Here is a 12,824-nt window from a genome sequence, read left to right on the forward strand (position 1 = left end):
TGACGCTTCGAGGCGCCGACGGCCCTTAGGCGCCTTTGACCCGGGCCTGGACCAGGTTGGCGTACGGCAGCCGGCCGTGTTCCTCGACGAACGCGCCGTGGTAGCCGGCTTCGGCCGCGGTGAGCTGCTCAACGGGCAGCTCTTTCCAGGCGACGACCAGCGTGTTGGCGGCGGCGAGCTGCCAGATCAAGCGCCCGTCCCAGTGACCGGGCGGCTTGCCCTTGCCGAAGTCAACGAATTCCTGGATCTGCCGGCGCAGCCCGCGGTTGCCCTTGCTCCCGGGACCGGCCTTGCCGACGTAGAGGACGTCGGCGCCGTCGACCCATTCGGCGTGGAGCGCTTCCGGCTTCAGGGTGGGGTCCTTCTTCTTGAAGATGCCCGCCGTGCTCTTGGCGAGGAACTGGGGCCTGGCGGTGCCGTTCGCGGCGTTGCCCGGCCCGGCGCCCTCGGGCAACAGCACCGCGAAAATGCCGGGTTTCTGCGGGATGCGGTTGATGTCCAGCTCCGCGAGCGGCCGGAACCCGGTGAACCCGTCCTGCTTCAGTGACTGTCTGTTGATCGGCATTGGTTCCTTGGTTCGGGACGGCTTCCCCTTGAGTCATACGGCGGCACCGGTTTAGCGGCCGCTCTTATCGGCCGCCTTAATTGTCACAGGTGCCTGATTGACTGGGTTCCATGGACGGCAAGCGAGGGCCCGATGTGGCTCTGACGGCAGGCGTGACGGTCTCGGACCTTGCGCGGATCCTGGCCGGGATCCCGGCCCCGGCCAGCGCCGCGGCCCTCATCGACGAAACACGCGAACTGGAGGACCTGAAGTCTGCCCTGGCCGCCCGCCAGGCCCGGGACGCCGTCGCGTTCGACCTGTCCCAGCGCCGCGAACAATCCCTTGCCGGCGTTCCGGCGGACCGGCTCGGTGCCGGGGTTGCTGCGCAGCTTGCCCTCGCCCGGTCCGAGTCCCCGGCCAAGGGCGGACGGCTCCTGGGCCTCGCCAAAGCACTCGTCACCGAAATGCCGCACACCCTCGCCGCCCTGGAAACCGGCCGGCTCAACGAATGGCGCGCCACCCTCCTGGTCCGCGAAACCGCCTGCCTCTCCGCCGCCGACCGGGCCGCCGTCGACGAGGAACTCGCCCCCCGACACCGGAACGTTCGATGGCGCCGGGGACCGCGCCATCATCGCCGCGGCCCGCACCGCCGCGTACCGGCGCGACCCGCGCTCCGTCACCGACCGCGCCGCCCACGCCGAAACCGAACGCCACGTCAGCCTCCGCCCGGCCCCGGACACCATGTGCTACCTGACCGCGCTGTTGCCGGTCAGCCAGGGCGTCGCCGCCCACGCCGCGCTGACGCGGCATGCCGACGCTGCCCGCGCCGCCGGGGATACCCGGACCCGGGGCCAGTTGATGGCCGACGCGCTGGTCGAACGCACCACCGGAAAGACCGGCGGGATCGCGGGGATCGAGATCCAGCTCGTCATGACCGACCGCGCCCTCTTCCAGGCCGACAGCGAACCCGCCCGACTCCCCGGCTACGGCACCGTCCCCGCCGGGTGGGCCAGACGTTTACTCAAAGACGTCGGTGGCGCAGCCCCGGACACCGGCGGCGGCCGCGACAGCAACGCTTCCGGCACCGGCCCGGTGTCCGGCCCGGGCGAGCAGGCCTTCGTCACCTGGCTGCGCCGCCTCTACACCGCCCCCGGCTCCGGGGAACTCGTGGCCATGGACTCCCGCGCCCGGCTCTTCCCGGCCGGACACCGCCGGTTCATCGAGGCGCGGGACCATACCTGCCGGACGCCGTACTGCGACGCCCCGATCCGCCACCTGGACCACATCGTCCCCTGGCACAACGGCGGACCCACCAGCCTCAGCAACGGCGCCGGGCTCTGCGAGGCCTGCAACCACACCAAAGAAACCCCCGGCTGGAGCGAACAACCACGCCCCGGACCCGGCCGGCACACCCTCCAACTAACGACGCCCACCGGCCACCGCTACTACTCCACCGCCCCGCCGTTGCCGGGAACCAGGAATCGGTCGACGCCACCATCCCGTCGTCGTCGGGAACTGCGGCACCCCGCCCAAGCAGGTTCACCGGCGGTCTGAGGAATTCCTGAAAAGGCACGCGGAAAATAGGGACCCGGCCCGCTAAGGCTCCGCGAAACCGGCCATTGCGCTGGCCCTGCCCGGCACCCAGGTTGCCTTAAACACAGGACCTGCAGGTACCTTCGCGATCTCGCTATGAGACGGCTCGGACATTTTCATGTCCAGAACGACCCGGCTTAATCAAGTGGTTACCTGCAGGCGCTTTAAGCGTACGCCCGGCCGCGGAGCCGTGACTAGGGGTCCGTCGCCTCTTCCGCGACACTCGAAAACGCCCTCCGGCACAGAAGCGTAGAGTGGAACAAGACGCCTGATTCTGGACGCCGAGTGCTGAGGGAGAAATCGTGACGATTGACTGGGACGAAAAGAAGACCCTGCTGCAGGAACCGAACATCGCGGCCGTGACACAACTTTGCGACGAACTGATGGAAAAGAAGCCGGGGTCCGTGGTCCCCTACATCGACCCCGTCCACGACGAGGACGAGTGCCGGATCGTCAGCCTCCATGTTGCGCCCGGCAAGGGCTGCGAATCAGGGTTTGTCTCGCATTTCAATGAGGATGAGGCAGCCCGCCGCGCCACCTCCATCTACGAAGCAGTCGAACTTGACCCACGCTATGTGATGCCGTGGAACGCGTACCCCTGGGTCCGCGACCCGGAGCTCCCCTCTGCCCTGAACGTCCAGGAAAAGACTGACGGACTGCGCCCCTTCCGCCAGTTTATGAAGATCAACAAGCGCACCTCGGCGATCATCGCCCACGGCGCCGACGCCCATGCCTTCCTGACGCTGTTTGAAAAGACCTACCACTCTTCGCTGAAGAACCGCGGCGTCAAAATCTACAAGGCCACCGCCCTCGGTGGCCGCGCCTTCGCCGTGTCGCCGGCCAAGCAGGAAGAACTCCTGGCCAAGAACGTCGCGGTTTACAAGGACGCCATGCAGCGGGCGGGGATCCAGCACCTCTAAGGGAACCCCGACGTCGGCCCCCGCCTCCCGGCGGCGCCGGTTGGGACCAACGGCCCTGCCCAAGCACGTCCCCCCACGGCCAAGCTGGAATATCTGGCCGGATCACGGCCGGCCCGTCGCAGACGGTTACAGCGCTGACGGTTGCGCCATGGAGGGAAACAGCATGGGACGGTTGGACGGCAAAGTTGCCCTGATCAGCGGCGGCGCCCGCGGCATCGGAGCCGCGATCGCGCGGCGCTTCCTTGACGAAGGGGCAAGTGTCGTCGTCGGTGACGTCCTGGACGACGACGGCGCCCACCTGCTGGCCCAACTCGGCGACGGCGCCCGCTATGTGCACCTGGACGTGACCCGCCCGGCAGACTGGGACGCTGCAGTCAACGAGGCAGTTACCTCGTTTGGCAGCCTGAGCGTCCTGGTCAACAACGCCGGCATCGTGAACTTTGGCCGGATCGATGACTACCTGCACGAAGAGTGGACACGGATCATCGAGGTGAACCTCACGGGTGTCTTCAACGGCATCAAGGCCGCTTCCCCCGATCTGGCCAAAACAGGAACCGCGTCCATCATCAACGTCTCCTCCATCGCCGGGCTGCGCGGCTACGAGAACCTCGCCGGGTACACCGCGTCGAAATTCGGTGTCCGGGGGTTGACCAAGGCCGCAGCGCTGGACCTCGGGCGGGACGGGATCCGGGTCAACTCGGTGCACCCCGGCGTCATCCAGACCCCCATGACCGAGGGCATGACCTTCGACACCGGGCACGTTCCGCTGCACCGGATCGGCCAGCCCACGGAGGTCGCGGACCTTGCCGTCTACCTGGCCAGTGAGGAATCCTCCTTCGTGACCGGCGCCGAATTTGTCATCGACGGCGGCGAAACGGCCGGCACCGTCGTGCCGCCCGCCCGCTGACCGGCAGAAGATGGAGACGCTCTTGTCCGCGCACTCCGGCTCCAAACTGGCCGTCATCGGCGCCGGCAGCGTCGGCACGTCCCTGGCCTACGCCGCCCTGATCCGCGGTTCGGCCAGCCATGTGGCGCTCTTTGACGTGAACGCGGCCAAGGCCGAGGCTGAGGTCCTGGACCTGGCCCACGGCACCCAGTTCACCGCGGCCGCGGCGACCGTCAACGGCGGCGCGGACATCAGCGTCACCGACGGTGCCGACGTCGTGGTCATCACCGCCGGTGCCAAACAGGGGCCCGGGCAGACCCGGCTGGACCTGGCCGGCACCAATGTCCGCATCCTGGAGCAGCTCATGCCGCAACTGCTGGAGCACGCCCCGGACGCGGTCTACGTCCTGGTCACCAACCCCTGCGACGTGCTGACCGTCGCCGCGCAAAAAATCACCGGCTTGCCGGCGACCCGGATTTTTTCCTCCGGGACCGTGCTGGACACCTCGCGGCTGCGCTGGCTTCTGGCCCACCGTGCCGGGGTTTCCGTAAGCAGCGTCCACGCCAGCATGGTCGGTGAACACGGCGACACCGAGTTCCCGGTGTGGTCCGGCGCGACCATCGGTCCGGTACCGATCCGCGACTGGACGGTCGACGGCGAGCGCATCTTCACGGCCGATTACCTCACTGAGACTGCCCGCGAAGTCACCCAGGCCGCCTACAAAGTCATCGCCGGCAAGGGCGCCACGAACTACGCGATCGGGCTCTCCGGCGCCCGGATCGTAGAGGCGTTGCTGCGCTCGGAAAACGCGGTGCTGCCGGTCTCCACCGTGCTTGGCGGGAAATACGGTATCGACGGCGTCGCCCTGTCGCTGCCCAGCATCGTGGGCCAGGGCGGCGTACGCGCGGTCCTGGAGACGCCCATGGACGAGGGCGAACGCGCCTCGCTCCACCACTCGGCCGAGACGCTCCGGCAGAGCCTCGCCTCGCTGGGGATCTGACCCAACTGCCAGCTAGTTGGATGCAGAGGGACGCGTCAGCGCCGGCACCACCGTCACCGAGCCGAGGTGCGGCAGCGCTCCCCTGGCGCCCTCCTCCAGGTGTGCTGCCACCGAGGCCAGGTCGGCCAACCGGGCGTCAGGATCGACGGGGATGGTGATCTCCGCGTGCAGCCGGTGGCCGGACCAGCGCAGCCGGGAGGTCCCGCCTGGTTGCGCACGCTCCCGGACGACGGCGGCCAACGCATCGCTTAGCTGGGGGTCGACGCCGTCCATAAGCCGCCGTCCGACGTCGCGCACGGTGCCCCACAGGAGCACCATGATGGCCACTGAAATCATCAGTCCCACGATCGGGTCGGCCAGCGGGAACCCAAGCCAGACGCCGATCACACCGGCCACCACGGCGAGCGAGGTGAAGCCGTCGGTCCGGGCGTGGACGCCGTCGGCGATCAGCGCCGCGGAACCGATCCGCCGGCCGACCCGGATCCGGTAGATCGCGACCAGCTCGTTGCCGGCGAAGCCGACGAGGCCGGCGGCAAGCACCCAGCCGAGGTTCTGTACGGGCTGGGGTTCGAAGAAGCGGCGGATGGACTCGACGGCGGCGACGACCGCGGAGAGGGCGATCATGGCGACAATAAAGAGTCCGGCAAGGTCCTCGGCGCGGCCGAAGCCGTACGGGTAGGTACGGGTGGGTTTCCGCCGGCCGAGCAGGAACGCGATCCACAGAGGCACGGCAGTCAGCGCGTCGGAGAAATTGTGGACGGTGTCCGCCAACAGCGCCACCGAGCCGCTGATCAGCACAATCGCCAGCTGGAAGAGTGAGGTGGCACCCAAGCCCAACAGCGAAACCTTGACGGCGCGGATGCCCTGGGCGCTGGATTCCAGTGCCTCATCGATGGAGTCCGCGGCGTCGTGGGAATGCGGGACGAAGAGCTCGTGCAGCCAGCCCTTCAGCCCGGTGGCGTGGGTGTGGTCATGGCCGTGGGTGTGGTCATGCGGGTGGTCGTGGGCCTCGTGGCCGTGATCATGAGCGTGGTCACTGCCGTGCGGATGCTCATGGCCCTCGTGTCCGCCGTGGCTGTGTTGGCCCAAGGCGCTCCCCGGCCCGCTCATGCGCCGTGTCCCGGGGCAGTGCCAAGCGCGTGCTCGGCCTGGTGGATTGCATCCATCACCAGCTGGCGGGCGTGGTCATTTTGCAGCCGATAGAAGACTTTTGTGCCCTCCTGCCGGGTGGCGACCATGCCGCCCAGCCGCATCTTAGCCAGGTGCTGCGAGACGGCGGAGGCCGGTTTCGCTACGCGCTCGGCCAGCGCATTGACCGGCAGCTCGCCGTCCCCCAGAGCGAGGATCAATCGGACCCGGGTAGCGTCGGCCAGCATGGAGAACACCTCGACGGCAAGCTCCACATAGGGGCTGTCGACTTCAATCTGCATATCTGCATTCATACGCAGATACTGTCATGTCTTCAGCGCTATGCCAACTGATGACACCGCCGGACCTGGAACGCTGGAACACAGTGCCCGGGACCACCGTTGAACACAGGTAGCCTGAAGTGCGGGACAACAGCCGTGAGGAGGGGGCAGCAATGGTCACAGCACCCATGCGCAAACCGGCAGCCGCACTCACGCGCGCCGCCCTGCTGAGCGCCATTCTCGCCGTAGTCGCCGGGCTGCTCGGCATGCATGTTTTTGCCGGCGCGCACGACTCGATCTGGCCTCCCGTCTCCGGGACCGACGCGGCGTCAACCGCATCCGACCACCCGTTCGACCACCCTATGTCCGGCCACGCCGACTCCGGCCGCTCCAGCCCGGCGGCCCTCCCCCAAACTCCGGAGCCGACGTCGTCGTGCGTCTGCGGTGGAGACTGCGGCGATCAGCACACTGCGCACGCGACCTGCACCCCGGTGCCCTCCGGAGCCTCCCTCAGCGCTCCCCCGCCCGGGACAACACTGCTCGCGGTGCAGCCACGGAGCGCGGCGGAAGTGGAGCAGCTCCCCGCCAACTGCTACCTCCCCGCCACGCCAACGCCGAACGAGCTGTCCATTAGCCGGACGTAAAGGGGATCCGTGCCGCGTTTCGCCGGCACCCACGCCCCCACACGGTGCGCACCCCTCAGGCTCGCATCGTCCGACGCCGGCTCACGCCGGACAGCAAAGGACAGAATTTCGATGAACAAGACACTGACGATTCCGGCCGCTGCACTCGCCGCGGTCATCGCCCTGACCGGCTGCTCCGCAAGCACCAGCTCCGGCGGCAGCATGCCCGGAATGGACCACGGCGGCTCAGGATCAAGCTCCGCCCCCGGAGCCGCGGACCATAACGGCACGGACACCATGTTCGCCCAGGGGATGATCCCGCACCACGCCCAGGCCGTGGAGATGAGCGAGATGATGCTCAAGAAGCGAGGCGTCGACGCCAAGGTGGCTGCACTGGCCGGCCGGATCAAAGCTGCCCAGGGTCCGGAGATCGACCGGATGACCGGCTGGCTCCAGCGCTGGAATGAATCCACCCAGATGCCGGGTGGCCATGTCATGTCCGGCATGCTGGGCGACGACGAACTCGAGAAGCTCGACGCCGCCGCCGGCGCCGAGGCGAGCAGGCTGTACCTGACCCAGATGATCGGCCATCACGAGGGTGCCGTCGAGATGGCCAACGCTGAGGTCCGGGGTGGCAAGGACCCGGAGGCGATCGGCCTGGCCAAGGACGTCGCGGCCTCCCAGGCGGATGAAATCACCGAAATGAAAGAGCTGCTGGCCGGACTCTAGGCTCGCCTGGGGAGGCCGAGCGGACACTTGAGGCCCCAATCGCGAACGTTTTTGGGCCCCAAGTGCACGTTCGACCATACCGGGGCGCGGAAATGGGGCCCCAAGTGTACGTTCGGCCTAGCCTCGGGCGCGGGAGAGAGTTGACACTCCAGTGTGACCTCTGCCATATTTGAAGCGTGAACCTGTCAGACAGCCGGACAGCCGGACAACCTCTCGCCCGCCTTAGCGCGGCCGAAGCGGTCTTCAACGTCCTGCGCTCCGAGATCGAATCCGGCAAGCTCGGCATCGGCGCCAAACTGAGCTCCGAGGCCATACTCGCCCAGCAATACGGTGTCAGCCGCTCGGTGGTCCGTGAGGCCCTGCGCTCCTGCAATGCCCTGGGGCTCACCGTCACCCGGACCGGGCGCGGCACCTTCGTCGTCGCCGACCACGTGGCTAAAGACCTGGTCCTTGGCCAGTACTCCGCCCTGGATCTCACTGAGGCCCGCCCCCACATTGAGGTTCCGGCCGCCGGACTCGCCGCGGAACGCCGGTCAGCCGAGGAACTGGACGCCATGCGCGACATCGTCGCGGCCATGACCGCCGAGGACGACCCCGAGGTGTGGGTTGGCCTGGACTCGAATTTCCACGCCCTGATCGCGAAGGCCAGCCGGAACAAGGTCTTCGAGAACGTCGTCGCGGACATCCGCGAGGCCCTGGCCCATCAGTCCGAGACACTGAATATGGTGGCGGACCGCCAGCACGCCTCCGATGAGGAACACCGGCGCATCCTTGCCGCCATCGAAGCCGGCGACGCGGCAACGGCGCGCATCGCCATGAGCCAGCACCTGCATGCCGTCGGCCTTGCCCTCGCCTCGATCCGGCAACCCCGCGCCGGCGTGTGATCCCGGCCTACCGCGCAGACTCCGCAACAGCAGCTTGACCAGCAACGATCAATTCCACCGCTAAGGACGCAATGACTTCCCCTGCCGTCGCGCACATTCCGACTCCACCCGCCCCGGCGAGGCTCCCGCAGCACGTCCCGCTTGCGCTCCAGACCCGCGACGGCCTGGCCGAGAGCATCCACTACGGCTCGGCCATCGCCACCGCGGCCGACGGCCGGACCCTCCTGGCCGCCGGCGAGCCGCTCGCCCTGTTCTACCCGCGCTCGGCCCTCAAGCCCCTGCAGGCCGTCGCCATGGTCCGCGCCGGCCTCGACCTCCCGGGGGACCTCCTCGCACTCGCGGCCGCCAGCCACTCCGGCGCCGCCATCCACCGCGACGGCGCGCTGCAAATCCTGGAACTGCACGGCCTCACCCCCGCCGACCTCGAGAACAGCACCGACCTCCCTTACGGCGTCCGTGAACGCGAGGAATGGCTCAGCGGCGGCGGCCAGGCCACCCAGCTGGCGCAGAACTGCTCCGGAAAGCACGCCGCGATGGCCGCCACCTGCGTCATCAACGGCTGGCCCGTCCGGGGATACCTGGACCCGGCGCACGCGTTGCAGCAGCTCGTGGCCCGGACCGTGGTGGAACTGACCGGCGAGCAGCCGGAGCGCACGTCCACCGACGGTTGCGGCACCCCGCTCTTCGCCCTTACCCTGCGCGGCATGGCCCGCGCCTTCGGCAAGCTGGCCTCGGCAACGGATACGGGCAGCGCGGAGGCCGCCGTCGCGAACGCCATGCGCCGCCACCCCGGAATGGTGGCCGGCGAGGACCGGGATGTCACCGCGCTGATGCGCCTGGTCCCCGGACTACTCGCGAAAGACGGCTTCGAGGGCGTCCAGCTGGCGGGCCTCCCCGACGGCCGCGCCATCGCCGTGAAGATCTCCGACGGCGGAGACCGCGCCCGGATGCCCGCCACCGTGCGGCTCCTGGCAGCGCTCGACGTCGACACCTCGGCCCTGGCACCCCTCGCCGCGGCCACGGTGCTGGGCGGCGGCGAGCCCGTCGGGCTGGTGCAGGCCACCGATTTCCTCGCTTCCCGCGAAACTTTCACCGCCCCCGACGCCCGCTAAGGACCACCGCCATGACCCCGCTCGACGATCCCGCCGCCTTCCGCTCCGAACATGACCTCCTGGGCGACCGGGACGTGCCCGCCGACGCCTACTGGGGTGTCCATACCCTCCGGGCCGTGGAGAACTTCCCCATCACCGGCCAGCCCCTGGCCTCCAACATGTACCTGGTCCGCGGGCTGGCCGCCGTGAAACTGGCCGCCGCCCGCACCAACCACGAACTCGGACTGCTCGACGCCGAGCGCGCCCGGGCCATCGAGGACGCCTGCACCGATGTCATGAGCGGCAAACTCAGCGGGCAGTTCGTAGTGGACGTCATCCAGGGCGGCGCCGGAACGTCGTCGAACATGAACGCCAACGAGGTGATCGCCAACCGGGCCCTGGAAATTCTCGGACACCCAAAGGGCGACTACGCACGGCTGCACCCCAATGACCACGTCAACCTCAGCCAGTCGACGAACGACGTCTACCCCACCGCGGTCAAGCTCGGCACGATCTTCGCCGCCCGGGAGCTGCTGGAAGCGTTGACCGAGCTGGAAGAGGCTTTCGCCGCCAAGGCCGTGGAATTCCGGACCGTGGTGAAGATGGGCCGCACCCAGCTGCAGGATGCCGTCCCCATGACACTCGGCCAGGAGTTCGGCACCTACGCCGTGACAATCGGCGAGGACCGGCTCCGGCTGGCCGAAGCCGACCTGCTGATCCACGAGATCAACCTCGGCGCCACGGCGATCGGCACCGGCCTGAACGCCCCGGCGGGTTACGCCGAAGCTGCCTGCCGGCACCTCGCCGAGATCACCGGATTGCCGCTCGTCACGGCAGTGGACCTGATTGAGGCCACCCAGGATGTCGGCGCCTTCGTGCACCTCTCAGGCGTGCTCAAGCGGGTTGCCGTGAAACTGTCCAAGATCTGCAACGACCTCCGGCTGCTTTCCTCGGGTCCGCGCGCCGGCCTCGGCGAAATCAACCTCCCCGCCGTGCAGTCCGGCTCCTCGATCATGCCCGGCAAGATCAACCCCGTCATCCCCGAAGTGGTCAGCCAGGTCGCCTACGAGGTGATCGGCAACGACGTCACCATCACCATGGCGGCCGAAGCCGGCCAGCTCCAGCTCAATGCCTTCGAACCGATCATTGTCCACAGCCTCCACAAGAGCATCTCCCACCTGGAAGCCGCCTGCCGCACCCTCACGGCACGCTGCGTCCGGGGCATCACCGCCAACACCGAACGGCTCCGCCTCACTGTGGAGCAGTCAATCGGTCTCGTCACCGCCCTCAACCCGCACCTGGGCTACGCCACCGCCACCGCCATCGCCCAGGAGGCCCTGGCCACGGGCAAGGGTGTCGCGGAACTCGTGCTCGAACACGGGCTGCTCACCGCCGAGCAGCTCACCGAACTACTTAGCCCGCAGCGTCTGGCCAACCTGAGCAAGTAGCGCCCCCCGAATCCCGAAGGACCACCATGACTTATCCCGAAACTGCCCGCGCCCAAAAACCGTCTGCCCCACAGGTTGCAATCTCCGACCACACCGTCCCGGCCCATGCGCATGCCTCCGAGGCGGCGTTGCACGCCGAGGACCAGGGCTACCACAAGGGCCTGAAACCCCGGCAGGTCCAGATGATCGCGATCGGCGGCGCCATCGGCACCGGCCTGTTCATGGGCGCCGGCGGCCGCCTGGCCACCGCGGGCCCCGCCCTGATCATCAGCTATGCCCTCTGCGGCTTCTTCGCTTTTATGATCCTGCGCGCCCTCGGCGAACTCGTGATGCACCGGCCCTCGTCCGGCTCGTTCGTCTCCTACGCCCGCGAGTTCTTCGGCGAGAAGGCCGCGTTCGTCACCGGCTGGCTGTACTGGCTGAACTGGGCCATGACCGCGATTGTGGACATCACCGCCGTCGCGCTGTACATGAACTTCTTCAAGAAGTACTGGGCGCCCATCGCGGACGTACCGCAATGGACCTGGGCCCTGGCCGCACTGATCCTGGTGCTGGGCCTGAACCTGATTAGCGTCAAGGTGTTCGGCGAGCTCGAATTCTGGTTCGCCCTGGTCAAGGTGGTGGCGCTGGTCTCCTTCCTGCTCATCGGCATCTACTTCGTCATCTTCGGCACCCCCGTCGCCGGCCAGGAGGTTGGCTTCAGCCTGATCGCGGACAACGGCGGCCTGTTCCCCAACGGCCTGCTCCCGGCCATCGTGGTGATGCAGGGCGTCGTCTTCGCCTACGCCTCGATCGAGCTGATCGGCACCGCAGCCGGCGAGACGGAAAACCCGGAGAAGATCATGCCGCGGGCCATCAACACGGTAATCGTGCGGATCGCGGTCTTCTACGTCGGCTCGCTGGTGCTGCTGTCCCTGCTGCTTCCCTACAGCTCCTACAAGGCCGGCGAAAGCCCGTTCGTGACGTTCTTCGGCTCCATCGGGGTGGACGGCGTGGACGCCATCATGAACCTCGTGGTCCTGACCGCGGCGTTGTCCTCGCTCAACGCCGGCCTCTACTCCACCGGCCGGATCATGCGCTCCATGTCCGTTTCGGGGTCCGCGCCGAAATTCGCGGCCCGGATGAACAAGTCCGGCGTCCCCTACGGCGGGATCGCCCTGACCGCCTGCGTGGCCGGCCTCGGCGTCATCCTCAACGCCATAGTCCCGGCCGAGGCCTTCGAGATCGTCCTGAACGTCGCATCGCTGGGCATCATCAGCACCTGGGCCATGATCGTCCTGTGCCAGATGCAGCTTGCCCGGCTCGCGGCCCGCGGGGAGCTGCTCCGGCCCGCCTTCCGGATGCCCGGTGCACCTGTGACGGGCTGGATCACCCTGGCCTTCCTGCTGGCGGTGCTGGTTCTGATGGCGTTCGATTCGCCGGTGGGGACCTGGACAATCGCGTCCCTGGTCATCATCGTTCCGGCTCTGATGCTCGGCTGGCGCCTCTGCCGGCACCGGATCCTGGAGATCGCCGCGGTGCGTGACGGTTTCACCGGCCCGGCCCCGCTCGTGGCTAACCGTCCCGGCCCCGGAGCCGGCGGGGATCCGCGCTAGCCCTCCGGCACCCCGCGTCAGCGCCCCGCGGCCCGGACTAACTGGCCGCGGGGCGGCGTAATGGAGGGCCCCGGGGCACTCCGGTCCCGCCCGGTTCGCCTA

12 protein-coding genes and 1 pseudogene are annotated in these 12,824 nt (G+C 68.2%); 10 read left to right on the forward strand and 3 right to left on the reverse strand.

Annotated features, from left to right (window positions below):
- Positions 1 to 25: 25 nt before the first annotated feature.
- A complete protein-coding gene (locus ACUYM2_RS17535; RefSeq protein WP_481601217.1) occupies positions 26 to 565 on the reverse strand; it encodes a hypothetical protein in 540 nt (179 codons plus the stop codon).
- Positions 566 to 675: 110 nt separating this feature from the next.
- Here ACUYM2_RS17535 and ACUYM2_RS17540 point away from each other — a divergent pair.
- The 4 genes and pseudogenes from ACUYM2_RS17540 (at position 676) to ACUYM2_RS17555 (ending at position 4,943) form a co-directional block, all read left to right on the forward strand.
- Positions 676 to 2,098: pseudogene (locus ACUYM2_RS17540) on the forward strand (HNH endonuclease).
- A gap of 341 nt (positions 2,099 to 2,439) precedes the next feature.
- A complete protein-coding gene (locus ACUYM2_RS17545; RefSeq protein WP_481601218.1) occupies positions 2,440 to 3,057 on the forward strand; it encodes a uracil-DNA glycosylase family protein in 618 nt (205 codons plus the stop codon).
- 163 nt (positions 3,058 to 3,220) lie between these two features.
- Positions 3,221 to 3,964 carry a glucose 1-dehydrogenase gene (locus ACUYM2_RS17550; RefSeq protein WP_481601219.1) on the forward strand — a complete coding sequence of 248 codons (744 nt, stop codon included), beginning with the start codon at positions 3,221 to 3,223 and terminating at the stop codon, positions 3,962 to 3,964.
- Between the two features lie 10 nt (positions 3,965 to 3,974).
- Positions 3,975 to 4,943, forward strand: a complete 969-nt coding sequence (locus ACUYM2_RS17555) for an L-lactate dehydrogenase (protein ID WP_481601220.1) — start codon at positions 3,975 to 3,977, stop codon at positions 4,941 to 4,943.
- Between the two features lie 12 nt (positions 4,944 to 4,955).
- Here ACUYM2_RS17555 and ACUYM2_RS17560 read toward each other — a convergent pair whose 3' ends face one another.
- Together ACUYM2_RS17560 and ACUYM2_RS17565 are read right to left on the reverse strand one after the other, a co-directional pair.
- Positions 4,956 to 6,053 carry a cation diffusion facilitator family transporter gene (locus ACUYM2_RS17560; protein ID WP_481601221.1) on the reverse strand — a complete coding sequence of 366 codons (1,098 nt, stop codon included), beginning with the start codon at positions 6,051 to 6,053 and terminating at the stop codon, positions 4,956 to 4,958.
- Entirely contained in the window at positions 6,050 to 6,385 is a 336-nt protein-coding gene (locus ACUYM2_RS17565) for an ArsR/SmtB family transcription factor (RefSeq protein ID WP_481601222.1), read from the reverse strand. Before ACUYM2_RS17565 ends, ACUYM2_RS17560 begins: the two co-directional genes overlap by 4 nt.
- A gap of 140 nt (positions 6,386 to 6,525) precedes the next feature.
- Between ACUYM2_RS17565 and ACUYM2_RS17570 the strand changes: the two genes are divergently transcribed.
- The 6 genes from ACUYM2_RS17570 to ACUYM2_RS17595 all read left to right on the forward strand — a co-directional run bounded on the left by ACUYM2_RS17570 (position 6,526) and on the right by ACUYM2_RS17595 (position 12,722).
- Positions 6,526 to 6,996 carry a DUF6153 family protein gene (locus ACUYM2_RS17570; RefSeq protein ID WP_481601223.1) on the forward strand — a complete coding sequence of 157 codons (471 nt, stop codon included), beginning with the start codon at positions 6,526 to 6,528 and terminating at the stop codon, positions 6,994 to 6,996.
- A gap of 111 nt (positions 6,997 to 7,107) precedes the next feature.
- Complete coding sequence (locus tag ACUYM2_RS17575) at positions 7,108 to 7,704, forward strand: DUF305 domain-containing protein (protein WP_481601224.1); 597 nt, start codon at positions 7,108 to 7,110, stop codon at positions 7,702 to 7,704.
- 176 nt (positions 7,705 to 7,880) lie between these two features.
- Positions 7,881 to 8,588: a FadR/GntR family transcriptional regulator gene (locus tag ACUYM2_RS17580; protein WP_481601225.1), complete on the forward strand. Its 708-nt coding sequence runs from the start codon at positions 7,881 to 7,883 to the stop codon at positions 8,586 to 8,588.
- Between the two features lie 71 nt (positions 8,589 to 8,659).
- Entirely contained in the window at positions 8,660 to 9,700 is a 1,041-nt protein-coding gene (locus ACUYM2_RS17585; protein ID WP_481601226.1) for an asparaginase, read from the forward strand.
- Between the two features lie 11 nt (positions 9,701 to 9,711).
- Positions 9,712 to 11,127 (forward strand): aspartate ammonia-lyase, encoded by a 1,416-nt coding sequence (locus tag ACUYM2_RS17590; RefSeq protein WP_481601227.1) that lies wholly within the window; start codon positions 9,712 to 9,714, stop codon positions 11,125 to 11,127.
- 26 nt (positions 11,128 to 11,153) lie between these two features.
- On the forward strand, positions 11,154 to 12,722 hold the full coding sequence (locus ACUYM2_RS17595; protein WP_481601228.1) for an amino acid permease: 1,569 nt from the start codon (positions 11,154 to 11,156) through the stop codon (positions 12,720 to 12,722).
- Positions 12,723 to 12,824 lie beyond the last annotated feature (102 nt).

This window comes from Arthrobacter sp. SD1074B (genome assembly GCF_056780195.1).